The sequence below is a fragment of the Paraburkholderia phymatum genome (assembly GCF_038900715.1).
In the GTDB taxonomy this organism is placed as follows: domain Bacteria; phylum Pseudomonadota; class Gammaproteobacteria; order Burkholderiales; family Burkholderiaceae; genus Paraburkholderia; species Paraburkholderia phymatum_A.
Genome location: NZ_JAYMRZ010000013.1, coordinates 145578 through 161085, shown reverse-complemented (window position 1 = coordinate 161085; position 15508 = coordinate 145578). Strand labels below are relative to the sequence as shown.

Genomic DNA, 15508 nt, shown 5'->3' with positions numbered 1-15508 from the left:
ACGCGAGCGCTCGAGATCATAAAAATCCCGCGATATGTCGCGGGATTTTTTATTTGAACGCAGCGTCTTGCGACGCGTGAAGCGGGTTCAACTCACGGAATGCTCCCTCTGCGCCGCCGCTTTCGAAACCGTACCCGCAGCGGCATCGGGCGCATTCTGCTGCCCTTCGGCCGCGCGTGACGCCATCGTCGCAGGCGCCCCCGGCGGTTGCAGCAACGCCGTCAACGCATCGACCATGCTCGCGATCCCAAAGCGCGCGTCGAACGTTCTGCGCGCCTGCTCGCGCATCTTCGCCTTGTCGAAGGCGTCGAGCGAATGCCAGTTCAGCAGGTTGCGCTGCGTGCCGCTGATGGTATCGCTCGATACCAGCCCCGCGTGATCGCTTTCCACCTCGCGCCATACGCCGACCTTGTCGGACAGCAGCACAGGCAGGCCGCACGCCAGCGCCTCGGCAACGGCGACGCCGAAGTTCTCCTGATGCGACGGCAGCGCGAACACATCGCTTGCGTAGAACGCGCCCCACTTCATATCGCCTTGCAGCATGCCGGGCCATGTGACGCGCTCCTCGATGCTGCACGCGCGCGCCAGCGCCTGCAACGGACGCTGCCAGCCCGTCGCATCGGGACCGGCGATCACGAGATGCGCGTCCGGGTCGCGCTGCGCGTGATCGGCGAATGCGTGGACCAGCAGGTCGCAGCCCTTCTTCTCGTGAATGCGCCCGAGAAACAGCACGATCCGCTTGCCGCGCAATTGCGGGTACGCGCTCAGGAAGACTTCACGCAACGCTCGCGCATGCGGCGGCGGCGCGTTGGTGCCGAACGGCACGACGCGCTCGTTCGCGCGATACAGCCAGAACGACTGGCGCGCGAGCAGCCGCTCTTCCTCCGTCGTGAAGATCACGGCGGCCGCGTCGCGCAGCACGCGATATTCGGCCCACGGCCAGTACGCCCATTTCTTCAGATGCTTGAGCGGATAGGTGCGCTTGAACCAGGGGTCCAGCATGCCGTGCGTGTACACGTAGTAAGGCACGTTCGACCCGCGCAGCGCGCGCCACGCGCCGAAGCCGTGGTATTGCCACAGGCCATGCACGATCACCGCGTCGAAGCGCTGCGCTTCGCGACCCAGCCAAGGCACGTAGCTGGGCGTGAAGCCGTAGTAATTGCGGCCGGGGCCCAGCGCGTGCACGGGCAGCGGGAAGTCGCGCACGTAGGGCGCATCGGCGGCATCGAGCGATGCCACTTCGATCTCGTGACCCAGCGACGCCATCGCGACGCCGCTCTGTCGGACACCTTCAGTCGGCCCGCCTGCACGCGGATCGACTGTCGAAAGCAGATGAAGGATTTTCATTGGCAAGTCATGCGGCGTAGTGCGAAAGGAAAGGGCGTGACGCAATCGAACCGGGTGTCGGGCGAGGGACCCTCATGCGGATGCCGGCACCCCGCGCTGACGCAGGCCGCCCGCGCGGCTTGCATCGAACGGCTCGGTGTCGCTCGTGTCTTGAAGCGCGTCGTGCTGCGCAGCGGAGGCAAACGGCGCGGGCCGCGTCGGCTGTCCCGTTGGACCGGGTGCCGGACGTCTTGCGCCGGCAGGCGTCCTCGATGCCTGCGGCGGCACGACGGGTTCAACGCGCGAGCGCGCTTTCGCATCCAGCTCGCGACGCAGCCGGCAATAGGTGGCGACCGTCAGGCCGAGCGCGATGCCGAATACGAGGCCGGAGAAACGCGGTCCGAGCGGATTGCCGCCGATCGACGTCGCGGGCAGCGCGGCCAGTTGCAGGATCGCGCGGCCGAACACGGGCAAGAGCGGCGCGCCGGGCGAGCGCGCGCGCCATCGCCGGTAGGCAAGCGAGCAATGCCAGAGCACGAAGACCACCGCGATGGGCAGCGCGATGCCGAACAGAATTCCGCCCGCGAACAGCTGATAGATCCAGAAGTTGTGGCCTGCCGCCCACTCGTGGATCGCGTAAAAATCCTTCTTGGTGATCTGTCCCGCCAGATCGGGCAGATATTGCGGCGAATAGCGATAGTAGTGGCCGTAGCCTTCGCCGAGCAGCAGCGTCTGCGTCGACGACGTGACCTGGTCGAACTGGTCCTTGATTTCGGCGAGACGCGTGATCGTCGTCGGGTCCTTGCCCGTTTCCGTGTTGGCCGCGGCGTCGAAGCGCTGCGTCCAGTGCTTGCTGACGGACGGAAAGCTCCATACGGCGGCAGCGGACATCGAGCCGATCACGACGCTCACGATGAACACGCGCACGGCCGAGTTCAGCAGATGGCGCACCGACGGCGCGCTCATCCACGCAGCCAGCAGAAACAGCATCACCGTGCCCACCAGCAGGCTGCGCGTGACGCTCAGCAGCTCGATCAGCACGGTGACGAGAAACGTCGCGAGCATGAACGGCGAAAAGCGCCGCGCGAGCACGAACTCGTGCAGCAGCACGCCCTGCAATCCGAGCAGCGTCACGGAGACGATGCGATAGCGCACATCGGCGATTGCACCGAGTCCGCCGCTTGTCGCGATGCCGAAGATCAGCGTGAAGATCAGCGCAACCAGGTTAGCCCAGAAAAGCGCCTTTTCCATCTGTCCGATGCGGTCTTCGTGCCACGGATGGCAAGCCATCTCATAGCCGAGCAGAAACAGCAGAAAGGGCAGGATGACGCGCATGTAGTTGCCGAAATCGTTGCCCTGCACCAGTTGCGAGATCAGGCTGCACGGCACGCTCAGCACGAGGCAGAACGTGACGAAGCTGCGCAACGGCGAGGACTGCTTGAAGCGCGGCGCGATGAACATCAGCGCGACGGCGGCAGCGAGCACGGGGAGGACGAGCAGCACCTGGGCGGCGTGGCCCGAATCGGCGTCGGGAGCCTTGTAGTCGAGCGCGAGCGGAAAGATGCACATCCAGATCCACAACGTAGCGTACTTGTTGCGCATCGACGATTCTCCCTCTCCCGGTGGGGTGTGCGGTGCGTTCATCGTGACAGGGCGACGCGCGCCACTGTTCAGTCTGAATATAAATGGCCGGCTTCCGCTCAAGTCCGCGCGAGGCGTATTTCGCCTGGGTTCTGGCGGGGTCGACCGATGCGGGCCGATGCCGTTCGTCAGACGGTTTCGCACCTCTAACGACGCTGTCCGAGAACGACGGCAACTTGGCGAACGGGTACACGCAGTAGCAAGCAACATGACTGGAATACCGTGCCAGAAGTGCCCGCCGAACGCGCCCGTGCATGGGCCAAAACAAGGCAGGCCGGTCTCCGCACGGCGGGCTCGCGAACAACGAAACGACTGAGCGATAAGCAAACGACCAAACGACCAACAAACGACGTCGAAGGGGAACAGCATGAAGCTATTCGGCAGCGCGGAATCGATGGTGCGGGGCAGGTCCGTCGAACTCGACTTCGTGCGCGGTATTGCGATCCTCGCCGTGATGGGCTTTCACTTCCACACCGTCAACACGGGCAGCACGCTGATCTCGATCATCGAGTATCCGCTGAAGAATTTCGGCCGCGAAGGCGTGAACCTGTTCTTCACGCTGAGCGGGTTCCTCGTCGGCGGATTGCTGCTGCGGCAATACGCGGAGAAGGGACACGTCGACGCGCGCCGCTTCATCGTGCGCCGGATGTTCAAGATCTGGCCCGCGTATTACGTGCTGATCCTCTTTCACGCAATCATCGGACGTCACCCGCTGGACTCGTTCCTGTGGCAGAACCTGACCCACCTGCAGAACTACTTCGGCACGTCGATTTCGCAGACGTGGAGCCTCGCCGTCGAAGAGCACTTCTACCTTTTCCTGCCCGCCGTGCTGCTGCTGTTCGCGCGTTGGCAGATGCGCGCCCGCTCGATCATCGGCGTGCTCGGCGGCATCTGCGTGATCGTGCTGATCGCGCGTTGCATCGAAGTGGCGAGAGGGGGCGTGGACCCCGCGTTTTTCTATACGCAGTACCGGATCGATAGCCTGCTCTATGGCGTGATCCTCGCCGCGATCTACTGGATGAGGCCGGACGTGTATCAGCGTCTTGCGAAAAAGACTGGCTTGCTGCTCGCTGTGGTCGCGGTGCTCGTCGCGTGGCTCGCGTTCGCGACGAAGCACATTCCGCTCGACGAAAGCATCGGCTATACGATTCAGGCGCTCGGCTTTTGCGCATTCATCGTGCTGATGCTCGAGCACTCGGGCAAGGTGCGCACGTCGTTCGCGTATCGCGCGGTCGCGTGGCTCGGCGTCTACTCATACGGTATCTATCTGTGGCACTCGCTCGCGCTCGCGCCCGGCGACATGGTGATCCACAAGGCGACGGCGCTCGGCTTGCCGCCTATCGTCGTGTGGGCGCTTGCGCTGTCCGCGCAGTCTGCCGTCGCGATCATCGCGGGCTACGCGATGACGCGCGCCGTCGAGTATCCGTTCCTGCGGCTGCGCAATGCGCTGTTTCCGGCCAAGCGGAATGCGTCGGTGCGCGAAGAGATGCCTGTCGGCGGCCAACTGTCCTGATGCGCTGATGCCCGCGCAGCGACAGTTGGCCATAATTGTCAGTGAAGCATGCACGTCGACGACACGACGCGAGCGCCCCGCGTGACGTCGTTGCTCAAACGAAGTGTGGCTCAGGCTCGCGTGGCGACAGCGTCGGTGATCGCCTGTCGCAACGTTTCCTTGAATTGCCCGAGCGTGTTGCGCGCAAGCAGATGATCGAGCGGGCGCCGATGCGGTTCTCCACTGCGCCACTTGGCGGCGACTTCATCGAGCGCGTGCTTGATCGATTGCGCGGACAGATCGTCGAGGCACGGCCCGAGTTGCCCGCCGCGGCAGAACCAGCCGATCAGCCCTTCGCTCGTCGCGACGACGGGCTTGTCGAAGCGGTACGCCTGAACCAGCACGCCGCTCATTCCGTAGTGACCCTTGTAGCCGAGCCATACGACGTCGCAGGCGGAGAACAGGTCGCGCTCCATCTCGTTCGAAATGAAGCGGTCGAGGATCACGGGCGCGGGCTTGAGGATCGGAATGAATGCGCGCATGAAGCCGCGGATGTCCGGGTCCTGTTCGCCCGCGAGCAGCAGGGTCGGCGCGTCCGTCATGCCCGCGAGCGCTTCGGCAAGCTCGCAGATGCCCTTGCGCTCGCTGATCGAGCCGTAGACGAGCAGATAGCGGCCGTCGGGATCGAGCCCGAGACGCTCGCGCGCGACGAGCGGGTCTTCGGCTTTCGCATCAGGAAACGGATCGGCGACGTACTCGACTTTCGCGCCATGTTTCGGCTTCGAGCGGCCGACCCACTCGGCGAGCGTCGGATCGATCGACAGCAGCGCGCGCAGCCCTTTCGTATGCACGGCGCGGCGAAACAGCAGCGATTTCAGCATATTGACGAGCGGCCGCCCCGGCGTGCGCACGCCGACCTTGCGATGGTGGAACGTCGCGCGCATCGTAATGGCGATCCACGGCGTCCTGCCGAACGGCGTGCCGAGCAGCGGCAGCGCATGAAAGAAGTAATCGACGTAAGGCACGACGACTAGCCGCACGCGCTCGACACGTTTGACGGAGTCGTATGCCAGCTTGAAATAGGCATGAAAGCGCGCGTAGCTGACGCGCCTCAGGCCGCGGCTCTGACGCTGGCTTTCCGCATCGACGAACGCGATCTGCAGATCCTCGCGGTTCGCGGCCATGATCTCGCGCGCGAGCCGATGATCCTCGTTCGAGTTCTCCGTCACGACGAGGCACGGATAACCCGCTTCGAGACAGGTCTGCGCGATCCATTCGACGTAGCGCCACCGATGCCCCGTGAAATTCGGCTCGATGATGACGACGTAACCGAGCCTGGCGGCATCGGCGATGGGCGCTTCGACGGGCACGAGGTGAGTTGCGCGTTCCATGGTGATCCTGACGAGCAGTATTGGGTCCACCTTAGCATCCCGCTTTCGGTGCGAACCGACAATTTCGCCATATCTTTGGCGAGAACGGACAGCCCGCGCTGCGCGTTTCCGATTCTGCCTGGCAGATGGCGTTCGCGTGCGGGTGTGGCGAGTTACCTTGAAGAACGACGTGTTTGCGCCGGCGGCCCGCGTCGTGTCCGCGCGTGGCGCGAGACATGACGCATCGATTCGACACCGTGCTTTCTCACGACGATGCAATGCATTGACGGAACAAGGAGAAGAAGATTGCGGACGATGAGGCTACCAGCGTTTTCGTTCAGGGCGAGTCTGGGTTCGAGCGCGGCAACGTGGGTATTGCTGCAGCAGGTGTTGATGCGCGGGCTTGTGGCCATCAAGTTTCTCGCGATCGGCCGCATTCTCGGGCCGGAGGCGATCGGCAGCGTGAGCGTCGCGCTGCTGGCCGTTGCGATTGCGGAGGCGCTGTCCGATACGGGCCTGTCGCAGGCCGTGATACAGGGTCAGGCCGCGCCGACACGCGATGAACTCGGCGCCGTCTGGACCACGCTCGCGTCGCGCGGCGTGCTGATCGGCGCGGCGCTCGTCGCGCTCGCGCCGATCATGAACAGCCAGTTTCATCTGGGCGGCGCACTGCTGCTGTTGCAGCTTGCGGCGCTGCTGCCGCTGCTGCGCGGCGTCGCGTCGCCGGCGTATTACGTCGTGCAGCGCGACCGGCGATTCCAGCACGTCGCGCTCGTCGAGATATCGGCGGCGTTCGTCGATTGCTGCTTCGGGCTGGCGCTCGCGCTGGCGGGCGCGGGTGCGTATTCGGTGCTGCTCGGCATGATCGTCGGCGAATCGCTGAAAACGGCGCTGACGTGGATCACGATGAATCCGCGTCCGCCCATTCGTTTGCGCTGGTCGGGCATCGGCCATTACATCGGATTCAGCCGCTGGATCTGGGCGGGCAGCGTCGTCAATCTCGTGCTGAACCAGTTCGACAAGGTGGTGGTCGGCAAACTGTTGGGGCCGGCGCAACTGGGCGCGTATCAGATGTCGTCGCGGCTCGCACAGATGCTGCTCGCCGATGCCGCGATCGCAATGTCGCAGTACCTGTTTCCTACGTTCGCCGCGCGCCATCGCACCGATCCGAAGGTCGCGGCGCGGCTTTTCAGGCGCTATATTGGTTTGATCGCACTGGGGCTCGTCGTCGTCGTGATCGTGCTGCGGCTCGCGGCGCACCTGCTCTTTTCGCTGATTCTCGGACCGGCGTGGCTGCCTGCCGTGCCGCTCTTCAAGATCTTCGTGATCAACATGGCGATCGGCGCGCTGATCGCGGTGCTGGTTTCGTATCTGCGCGCGGTCGGCGACGCGAAGGCGACCACGCAGGCGTCGGTGATCCAGGTCATCGTGCTGCTCGCCTGCGTGCCGCCCGCGACCCACTACTGGGGCGTCACGGGCATTGCATGGGCCATGACGCTCGGACTGAGTTGCGCGGCGATGTGGATGGCGTATCGGACGGCAAGGGTGCTTTGATGCGGATTCTTCATCTCGTGCTTGAGCCGCGTCTGTCGGGCGCGGAAGTGCTCGCGAAGGATCTCGCGATCCATCAGCAGCGCGAGGGAAGCGTGGTCGGCGTGACCTCGCTGTTGCCCGAGCACGCGGATTTCGCGCCGCTCACGCGCGAGCTGGCGAGTCACGGCGTAGAGTGTGTGTTTCCTTGCAGGCGTTCGACACTGCCCGGCAAGCTCGTCTTTCTGGCCCGCATGTTGCGGCATTTCAGGCCCGATGTCCTGTTCGCTCACGCGACGATTCCTGCTTTCTATGCCCGCGCGCTGCCGACCAAGGTGCCCGTGATCTACGTGATGCATTCGGCCGTTAACGATTTCGAGCGGGCGCTCTTTCGCTACGTCGAACGGATATTGTCGTCGCGGGCGAGGGCGGTGATCGGCGTGTCGCCGGCCAATCTGCATGACTACACGAACAGTGTTCGCGCGCATCCGTCGCTGACGCTGATTCCGAACGGCGTCGACACGACGCGCTTCGCATTCGACGACCGCCCGCGCGACGGCAACGCGCCGCTGCAGATCGTGCAGATCGGGCGATACACGTCGGTGAAGAACCAGTTGCAGACGGTGCATGCATTCCAGGAGGTCGCGGCGCAAGTGGAGGATGTGCGGCTGCAACTGTATGGCGTCGTCGAGGACCCGGCTTATCTGGCCGCGGTTCAGGATCTGGTGAAGAAGCTCGCGCTCGAAGAGCGGGTGAACGTGGAGGGGCCGCATCCGGATGTGTGCGGCGTGCTTCGGGCGTCGAACGTGTTCGCGATGCCGTCGCGTTCCGAGGGGCACAGCATTGCGTTTCTGGAGGCGCTGGCTTCGGGGATTCCCGTCGTCGCCAGCACGATCATGCCGTTCCAGTTCGCGAAGACGCTGCCCTGCGTGCAACTGGTCGATACCGACGATACGGCCGCTTATGCCGCCGCGCTGCTCGGCGCGCTCGTGCAGCCTCGGGTGCAGCGGACGCTCGTCGGGCTGACGTTGCAGGATACGGCCGAGCGGTATCTCGATGTCGCGAGGAAGGTGGCGGCGCGGGTTTGAGCGCCGTTGAGCGGCGGCTCGCGTTGCAGCGGCGTTGCGATAGCGTTAATGACGCGCCGGCGTTCTGGTCAAAGCGCTTCGTTTAAAAAGCGGTTCGTTCAGAGCACTTCGTTCAGAGCGCTTCGTTCAAAGAGCACTTCGTTCAAAGAGCACTTCGTTCAAAGAGCGCTTCGTTCAAAGAGCACTTCGTTCAAAGCACTTCGTTCAAAGCACTTCATTCAAAGCACTTCAAAGAGCCCCGCCGCGCCCTGGCCGCCGCCGATGCACATCGTGACGACGACATACTTCACGCCGCGACGCTTGCCCTCGATCAGCGCATGGCCGACGAGACGCGCGCCCGAAACGCCGAACGGATGTCCGACGGCAATCGCACCGCCGTTCACGTTGAGCCGTTCCATCGGAATGCCTAGATGGTCCGCGCAATACAGGACCTGCACGGCGAAGGCTTCGTTCAGCTCCCACAAGCCGATGTCGTCGACCTTGAGGCCCGCTTTCGCCAGCAGCCTGGGTACGGCGAACATGGGGCCGATGCCCATCTCGTCGGGCTCGCAGCCGGCGACCGTGAAGCCACGGAACACACCGAGCGGCTGCAGGCTCTTTGCGGCCGCGGCGCTCGCGCTCATCACGACGCAAGCCGATGCGCCGTCCGAGAACTGCGATGCGTTGCCCGCCGAAATCACACCGCCCGGAATGGCAGCGCGGATCTTTGCCACGCCTTCGAGCGATGTGTCGCCGCGAATGCCTTCATCGCCGGCGATCGTCACTTCGCGCGTGACGATCCGGCCGGTTGCGGAATCGGTGACGCCGGCCATCACCGTCATCGGCACGATTTCGTCGTCGAAGAGTCGTGCCTGTTGCGCGGCAGCTGCGCGCTGCTGGCTGCGCACGCCATACTCGTCCTGGCGTTCGCGCGAAATCCCGTAGCGCTACGCGACGTTTTCGGCCGTCTGAAGCATGCTCGAGTAGATCTCCGGCTTGTGCCGCACGAGCCACGGGTCGAGTGCGTGAATCTGGTTCATTTGCCGCTGTGTCCACGAGATGCTCTCGACACCGCCCGCGACGTAAATATCGCCTTCGCCCGCGATGATGCGCTGCGCCGCCATCGCGATGCTCTGCAAACCCGACGAGCAGAAGCGGTTCACGGTCGCACCGGGCACGCTCACCGGACAGCCGGCGCGTAGCGCGATCTGTCGGCCGATGTTGCCGCCCGTCGCGCCTTCGGGATTTGCACAGCCGATCAGCACGTCCTCGACTTCGGCGGGGTCGAGCTTCGCGAGCGATGGCGTGCTGCACGGCATGAGCGCCGAGCGTCGCGCCGTGTGTGAGATTGAATGCGCCCTTCCAGCTCTTCGCGAGCTCCGTGCGCGCCGTGGATACGATCACTGCGTCGTTCATGTCATGTTCCCGAGGTATCTGGTAGTCGTCGCGCGGCCACGGTGGGCGAGGTGCGCAGCGCGTGCGCCGCGCGGCGGCCGCATTGAATCGAATTCGGCAGCATTCAGCCGTTGAAGGTCCCGCCCGCGTCGGCGAGCCGTTGAAGCAGCGGCGCGACTTCCCACGCGTGGCCGTGATAGCCCTTCGCGTAACGGCGGATCGCATTCGCGACGTCGCAGAGTCCCGCCTGATCCGCGTGCAGCATCGGGCCACCGCGGAAGGCCGGAGAGCCATAGCCGTTCAGATTGACCATGTCGATGGAGGCGTTCGACGCGATGCCTTCTTCGAGAATCAGCGCGCCCTCGTTGACGAGCGCGAACACGAGCCGCTTGACGATTTCCTCGTCGGAGATCTTGCGCCGCGTGATGCCGAGGTCTTTCGAGTGCTGGACGATCATTTCATTGACGAGCGGGCTCGGATACGCCTTCCGGTCGCCGGGCTTGTAGTCGTACCAGCCGGCGCCGGCTTTTTGCCCCAGTCGCTCCATTTCGCACAGCAGGTCGCCCGCCTTCGAATATTTGAACTCCGGGCGCTCGATCGCGCGGCGCTTGCGGATCGCCCACGCGATATCGTTGCCCGCCATGTCGATCATCTGGAATGTGCCCATCGCGAAGCCGAACTGCTCGATTGCGCGGTCGATCTGCTCGGGCAGCGCGCCTTCGTCGAGCATCAGCCCGGCCTGGCGGCAGTACTGCTCGAGCGTGCGATTGCCGATGAAGCCGTCGCATACGCCAGAAACGACGGCCACCTTTTTGATCTACTTCGCGATCTGTATCACGGTCGCGAGCACGTCCTTGCCCGTTGCCTTGCCGCGCACCACTTCGAGCAGCTTCATCACGTTAGCTGGACTGAAGAAGTGCGGATTCCCCATCTGTGCATGACAGGCGAGTGCGGTTCGTGTCGTTGCCGCCTGCTGCGCGGAAAAGTGCGGCTCAGGCGCGACATCACGCATCACGTCGATGCGCTTTGTTGCAGCGCGGTTATCTTCTCGCGTGCCAGGGCGAAGCGCATAGCGACGTGGTGCTTGCAATCCCAGGACTGTCGGCGGACATGGAGGAACAAGGGCTTGTGCGCACTACTGGGCGGATCAAGGCGGTGACGACGCTCAATCACGATATTCGCAGGCTGACAGTCGAACTGGATCACGGGATCGCTTACCGCGCGGGTCAATATGCGCAACTGAGCGTCCCTGGGAATCCCGTGCTGGCGTCGACGCCGCGCTGTTATTCCTTTTGCGCAGCGCCGCTGGGCGAGCGGCAATACGAGGTGCAATTTCACGTGCGCCTGGTGTCGGGTGGCGAGTTCACCGAGTGGCTCTTCGCAGCTCCGCGCGTCGGGCAGGCCGTCGACCTGACTGGTCCGCTCGGCGATTTCCGATTCCGCAACGATGGCCGTTCCGTCGTCTGCATCGCGGGCGGCAGCGGCCTCGCACCGATCATGGCGATGCTCGAAGACTTGAGCGCGCGCCCGGCCGCTCCCGATACGACGCTGTTCTTCTGTGCTCGCAGTCAGCGTGATCTCTACCGCCTGGAAGACCTGGAGCGCCTGCGGCGCGCGTGGCCCGGTACGGGACGCCTGTTGCTGCTTTCTGTCCTCTCACATGAGCCAGTCGATTTGGGATGGAACGGTCTGCGCGGTTTTTGCACCGATCATCTCGAGCAGTTCTGCAGCATTGCTGACAGCAGTTTCTATCTGTGCGGACCACCGCCGATGATCGACGCGACGCTCGACCAATTGAGCGGCGTCGTGTCCCCGAACTGCATTCACTACGACAGCTTCCTCGATCGAAGCCATCTTGCTGAAGCTGCGGTTTGATTCCAGTTCGTGCAGGAGACCGATATGGTGAAACATAACCTTGCACTTTGCGTGCTGCTCGCTGTGGCTGCGCACGCGCATGCCGCGAACGCGCCGATCGGATTGACGGTCGGCGCTGCCGTCAAGGCGACATCGCGCATCAATACCGGCCCCGACAAGTCACGCGTGAGCATCGTCGCGGAGGGCGCGGGCGTGCTGGTGGCACAGGGCAGGACGATACGCTTTTCGTCGCAGTGCAGTGTCGTCGATACGCTGGTGGGGACCCCGACAGATCGATGGCGTCGGCGATTGCGAACTGAAGTCGACGGCGGGAGGTGTCGCGTACTTTCATTTCCAGAGCGACACGGAGCATGGCGATCGGGGGAGGATATTCATCCGCGGCGGTACAGGAGACTTTGCGGACGTCGAAGGCACCATCGACGTCGAAGTGACCGTCAATCCCGCCAAGGTCGGCGTGCCTGTCGTTCTAGTCGAAGGCCGCAAGGGCGCGCCCGCAACGCGATAGGGAAGGAGACGGAAGATGAATCTTGTCGTGATCGCAGGGGTCATGCTGGGGCTGCTGCTGCTCGACCTCTTCACGGGCGAGTTCCGGAAGCCTCGGGCATCCAGCAAGCGTGAAATCGGTGCGAACCTGCTGACGATCGTCATCGCGCACTGCGTTCGAGCATTGCTGATGGTGGCGATAGGCTGGCCGCTTGCGAGGTTCTTGCCGCAATGGGGAAGGGCGCGTGGGCGGGCGTGCCTGTCAGGACGATGTTTTTTGCCGTGCTGGTGGCGGACGACGGCTTTCGCAGGCCGCCAACGCAACAATAATTCTCCGCGCTGATGATTGACAGTTTGCAGTCGTTGGAAGACGCCTGGCAATTGGAAAGCACGAAATGCCTCGTTCTTCCCGGCGCAGGCAACGACGCTTCGTCGAACGTCATCAATCCCGGGAACATGTACCGGGATTGTCTCGCGGCGAAAATCCAGGAGCGAACTGAAGTATTGAAGCGTCAAGCATCGTGGATTCTGCGGCACTAAGCGCCAGACAGGCGAGTTCCGTAGTGCGTGCGCGTGGACGCACGGGGCCACTCGCTGCTGCCCGTGATGCGGGCTGTTGTGCTTTCCTCTTGATAACGATGTCCCGCATTGCGTCGTACTCAAAGACGTAAAATCGTTGAACCCGATTCAACTGTGCTTCGTTGTGGACGCACCTTGCTTCGAAAACGACGATTTTTCACTACAGAGGACAGTAGAATTGCGTTTACTAAAAATTGAATCAATATTACGCAAAGCTTCGAAAACTAAAAGTTTGCTGGCGGCGAGAAAAGCTTTAGGTTGGGAATCATTTTCGAGCTAACTTTCCAAAAAGCAGTTACAAGAAAGGCAGGCATTGCTTTCAAGAATCTATCAAAAACCATTCATGAAATATACCGACCTTGCATCTGCTGAGTTCTACCGAGACCCTTATCCGCTGTATCAGCATCTCCGCCAGGCGGGACCGTTCATTCCGATTGCGCCCAACACACTGATGACAGGACGGGCCGAGATTGTTCGGTCAGTGCTGCTTGACCGTAAGATGGGCAAAGCGTATCTGCAAGCGGTTCGTTCCCGGTATGGTGAAGCTGGTGTTCAACAGCGGGTGTTTCAAGCGCTCTCACGCACGCTGCTGATGATGAATCCGCCCACGCATACGCGGTTGCGCGCGTTGCTCATGAAGGCGTTCAATACGAAGCAGATTGACTCGATGCGTGAGATGTCACAGGCAACGAGTGATGAGCTGATTGATGCCTTGCCGACGGACGGCCCGTTTGACCTCGTCTCAGGCTTTACGACACCGATGCCCGTTCGGCTCATTTGCAAAATAATGGATATGCGCGTCGAGGACGCACTGATGCTGGGTGCCGAAGTCAGCAAGATGGGGCAGGCGCTGGAAGCCGCGCCGCTCAATACGGAGCAGCTTGCTGCGGCTAACGCGGCAAATGTCAATCTCGAGGCCTACTTCAAAGACTTGGTGGCAGCTCGACGGAAAAAGCCCGGAAGTGACCTTATCTCGATGCTTCTGTCAGTGAATGACAACGGCGACACGCTTACCGAAGAAGAAGTCGTTTCGAATGTGTTGTTGGTATTCGCTGCCGGCCACGAGACAACAGGCAACATGATTGGCAATGCGCTGATTGCCCTGCATCGGCATCCCGACCAGCTCGAGAAGTTGCGCGCTCATCCGGAACTCTTGCCGAGCGCTATCAACGAGTGCATTCGTTTTGACAGTTCGTTGCAGGCAGTGCAGCGTATCGCGCTGGAAGACACGGAGATTGCCGGTATCCCCATTCCCCGGGGGACACTCGTCATGCTGTCGCTTGGGGCAGCAAATCGCGACCCGGCACAGTATGCAGAGCCTGAGAAGCTGACTATCGACCGCCCGGAGACGACAGCGATACCGTTGATGTTTGCGGCAGGCATCCACTATTGTATTGGTGCTCGCCTTGCAATGCTGGAACTGGAAAGTGCGCTGGGTACCATCCTCAGGCGCCTGCCGACGCTGCGCCTGACGAATCTGGACAATCTGGAGTGGCAGCCCCGTAACGTCTTGCGAGGCGTGAAGTCGTTGATGTGCGCGGTTTGACGTGACCTGCTCCCCGCGCTTAGTCCGATAACAATGTAGAGTTCGTTCCCATGGCCCCCGGGCGCACCAAAGAAAAAGGGCTTGCGTCTGCAAGCCCTTGGTTTCCCACTGCTAATCTTTGGTAGGCCGTACTGGATTCGAACCAGTGACCAACGGATTAAAAGTCCGCTGCTCTACCAGCTGAGCTAACGACCCAAAAGAGAAGCGAAATTATATCGGCGAGGGCAGGGGCTGTCAACAATGCGCCGGGCAAACTAGTCGCCGACGGACAGCCCGAAAACCAAAAGCCCAAAAAACGAAAAGCCCGAAACCGCGAAGTTCCGGGCTTTCCAGCGAGAGGCACGCGTATCGGTTATCGAACCTCGACACGGCGTGCTTTTACTGCGTCTACATCTAGCAACCGGGCGCCCGGCACAAACCGGACGCCGCAAAGAATCGCAAAATCACTTGATCTGCGAAAGCTTGCTTTGCGCAGACTGCGCGACATCGGAGCCGCCGTATTGCGCGACGATCTGCTCGAGCGTTTTTCTGGCGGCGGCCTTCTGCCCCTGTTCGAGCTGATTGTTCGCGATTGCCAGCAAGGCCTCAGGCGCGCGCGGATGCTGCGGATACTTCTGCACGATACCTTGCCAGACGGTCGTCGAGCCCTTGTAGTCGCGCAGCGCGTACAGCGCGTTGCCGAGCCAGTACTGCGCCGTCGGCTGATACGGGCTTTGCGGGTACTTCGCGATAAAGCTGCGGAACGATGTCGCCGCGTTCTTGAAGTCCCCGTTGCGGAACTGCTGCGAAGCCGCGTTGAACGCATCCGTTTCACCGGGCTGCACGCTGCCCTCGACGCCATCGACCGTCTGTTGCTGCGGCTCGAACTTCTTCAGGCGACCGTCGAGGTCGGTGTAGTAGTCCTTCTGCTGCTTCTGCAACGTAGCGAGCTGATTGGCGAGGTCCTCGTTCTGTCCGCGCAGCGTCGCGACCTGCTGGTTCAACTGGTCGAGACGGTTGGATTGATCGAGGATCGTGCGTTGAGCCGCCGACAGCTGGCTCGACAGACTATCAGTCTTGCTGCGCAGATCGAGGATCGCCTGGCGAGCCTGATCGTCGTCGAACATGCCTGCGTGAGCGGGCAGGGCCATCGCGGCCGTCCCTGCGACGCAAGCGGCTGCGGCCATGCGCAGCCAGGAGAAACGGTGCGTCATACGGCTTGCCA

Annotated in this window: 12 protein-coding genes, 1 tRNA gene and 2 pseudogenes; 8 read left to right on the top strand and 7 right to left on the bottom strand. The window is 62.5% G+C overall.

Going from position 1 to position 15508, the window contains the following annotated elements; translation table 11 throughout:
• Positions 1-87: 87 nt before the first annotated feature.
• Complete coding sequence (locus VSR68_RS23585; RefSeq protein WP_342942143.1) at positions 88-1347, bottom strand: glycosyltransferase; 1260 nt, start codon at positions 1345-1347, stop codon at positions 88-90.
• Between the two features lie 72 nt (positions 1348-1419).
• Positions 1420-2928: a hypothetical protein gene (locus VSR68_RS23580; protein ID WP_342942142.1), complete on the bottom strand. Its 1509-nt coding sequence runs from the start codon at positions 2926-2928 to the stop codon at positions 1420-1422.
• A 406-nt stretch (positions 2929-3334) separates the two neighbouring features.
• On the opposite strand from VSR68_RS23580, the gene VSR68_RS23575 reads away from it, so the two are divergent.
• Positions 3335-4480, top strand: coding sequence for an acyltransferase (locus VSR68_RS23575; protein WP_342942141.1), 1146 nt, complete (start codon positions 3335-3337; stop codon positions 4478-4480).
• A 110-nt stretch (positions 4481-4590) separates the two neighbouring features.
• On the opposite strand, the gene VSR68_RS23570 is transcribed toward VSR68_RS23575, so the two are convergent.
• A complete protein-coding gene (locus VSR68_RS23570; RefSeq protein ID WP_342942140.1) occupies positions 4591-5850 on the bottom strand; it encodes a group 1 glycosyl transferase in 1260 nt (419 codons plus the stop codon).
• Between the two features lie 285 nt (positions 5851-6135).
• On the opposite strand from VSR68_RS23570, the gene VSR68_RS23565 reads away from it, so the two are divergent.
• Together VSR68_RS23565 and VSR68_RS23560 are read left to right on the top strand one after the other, a co-directional pair.
• Positions 6136-7383, top strand: coding sequence for an oligosaccharide flippase family protein (locus VSR68_RS23565; protein ID WP_342942139.1), 1248 nt, complete (start codon positions 6136-6138; stop codon positions 7381-7383).
• Positions 7383-8447, top strand: a complete 1065-nt coding sequence (locus VSR68_RS23560; RefSeq protein ID WP_342942138.1) for a glycosyltransferase — start codon at positions 7383-7385, stop codon at positions 8445-8447. Before VSR68_RS23565 ends, VSR68_RS23560 begins: the two co-directional genes overlap by 1 nt.
• A gap of 218 nt (positions 8448-8665) precedes the next feature.
• Here VSR68_RS23560 and VSR68_RS23555 read toward each other — a convergent pair.
• Together VSR68_RS23555 and VSR68_RS23550 are read right to left on the bottom strand one after the other, a co-directional pair.
• Positions 8666-9842: pseudogene (locus VSR68_RS23555) on the bottom strand (acetyl-CoA C-acyltransferase).
• A 103-nt stretch (positions 9843-9945) separates the two neighbouring features.
• A pseudogene (locus VSR68_RS23550) lies at positions 9946-10833 on the bottom strand (3-hydroxyacyl-CoA dehydrogenase family protein).
• On the opposite strand from VSR68_RS23550, the gene VSR68_RS42870 reads away from it, so the two are divergent.
• The 5 genes from VSR68_RS42870 to VSR68_RS23530 all read left to right on the top strand — a co-directional run bounded on the left by VSR68_RS42870 (position 10759) and on the right by VSR68_RS23530 (position 14304).
• The gene (locus tag VSR68_RS42870; protein WP_428983565.1) at positions 10759-10980 is read left to right on the top strand and encodes a hypothetical protein; all 222 of its coding nucleotides are present in this window, start codon (positions 10759-10761) and stop codon (positions 10978-10980) included. The pseudogene VSR68_RS23550 and the gene VSR68_RS42870 sit on opposite strands and share 75 nt — an antisense overlap.
• The gene (locus VSR68_RS23545) at positions 10932-11696 is read left to right on the top strand and encodes an FAD-binding oxidoreductase (protein WP_342942137.1); all 765 of its coding nucleotides are present in this window, start codon (positions 10932-10934) and stop codon (positions 11694-11696) included. Before VSR68_RS42870 ends, VSR68_RS23545 begins: the two co-directional genes overlap by 49 nt.
• A 238-nt stretch (positions 11697-11934) precedes the next feature.
• Entirely contained in the window at positions 11935-12201 is a 267-nt protein-coding gene (locus tag VSR68_RS23540) for a hypothetical protein (protein ID WP_342942136.1), read from the top strand.
• A 15-nt stretch (positions 12202-12216) separates the two neighbouring features.
• A complete protein-coding gene (locus VSR68_RS23535) occupies positions 12217-12522 on the top strand; it encodes a hypothetical protein (protein WP_342942135.1) in 306 nt (101 codons plus the stop codon).
• Positions 12523-13101: 579 nt separating this feature from the next.
• Positions 13102-14304, top strand: a complete 1203-nt coding sequence (locus VSR68_RS23530) for a cytochrome P450 (protein WP_342942134.1) — start codon at positions 13102-13104, stop codon at positions 14302-14304.
• 119 nt (positions 14305-14423) lie between these two features.
• On the opposite strand, the gene VSR68_RS23525 is transcribed toward VSR68_RS23530, so the two are convergent.
• Together VSR68_RS23525 and ybgF are read right to left on the bottom strand one after the other, a co-directional pair.
• A tRNA-Lys gene (locus tag VSR68_RS23525) sits at positions 14424-14499 on the bottom strand.
• A 248-nt stretch (positions 14500-14747) separates the two neighbouring features.
• On the bottom strand, positions 14748-15497 hold the full coding sequence (ybgF, locus tag VSR68_RS23520; RefSeq protein ID WP_342942133.1) for a tol-pal system protein YbgF: 750 nt from the start codon (positions 15495-15497) through the stop codon (positions 14748-14750).
• Positions 15498-15508: the final 11 nt, after the last annotated feature.

Excerpts from the sequence above, each read along its gene's own strand:
- VSR68_RS23545 (WP_342942137.1), top strand. The coding sequence starts at position 10,932 with ATGGAGGAACAAGGGCTTGTGCGCACTACTGGGCGGATCAAGGCGGTG.
- VSR68_RS23570 (WP_342942140.1), bottom strand. The coding sequence starts at position 5,850 with ATGGAACGCGCAACTCACCTCGTGCCCGTCGAAGCGCCCATCGCCGAT.
- VSR68_RS23535 (WP_342942135.1), top strand. The coding sequence starts at position 12,217 with ATGAATCTTGTCGTGATCGCAGGGGTCATGCTGGGGCTGCTGCTGCTC.
- VSR68_RS23530 (WP_342942134.1), top strand. The coding sequence starts at position 13,102 with ATGAAATATACCGACCTTGCATCTGCTGAGTTCTACCGAGACCCTTAT.
- VSR68_RS23560 (WP_342942138.1), top strand. The coding sequence starts at position 7,383 with ATGCGGATTCTTCATCTCGTGCTTGAGCCGCGTCTGTCGGGCGCGGAA.
- ybgF (WP_342942133.1), bottom strand. The coding sequence starts at position 15,497 with ATGACGCACCGTTTCTCCTGGCTGCGCATGGCCGCAGCCGCTTGCGTC.
- VSR68_RS23580 (WP_342942142.1), bottom strand. The coding sequence starts at position 2,928 with ATGCGCAACAAGTACGCTACGTTGTGGATCTGGATGTGCATCTTTCCG.
- VSR68_RS23575 (WP_342942141.1), top strand. The coding sequence starts at position 3,335 with ATGAAGCTATTCGGCAGCGCGGAATCGATGGTGCGGGGCAGGTCCGTC.
- VSR68_RS42870 (WP_428983565.1), top strand. The coding sequence starts at position 10,759 with ATGACAGGCGAGTGCGGTTCGTGTCGTTGCCGCCTGCTGCGCGGAAAA.
- VSR68_RS23585 (WP_342942143.1), bottom strand. The coding sequence starts at position 1,347 with ATGAAAATCCTTCATCTGCTTTCGACAGTCGATCCGCGTGCAGGCGGG.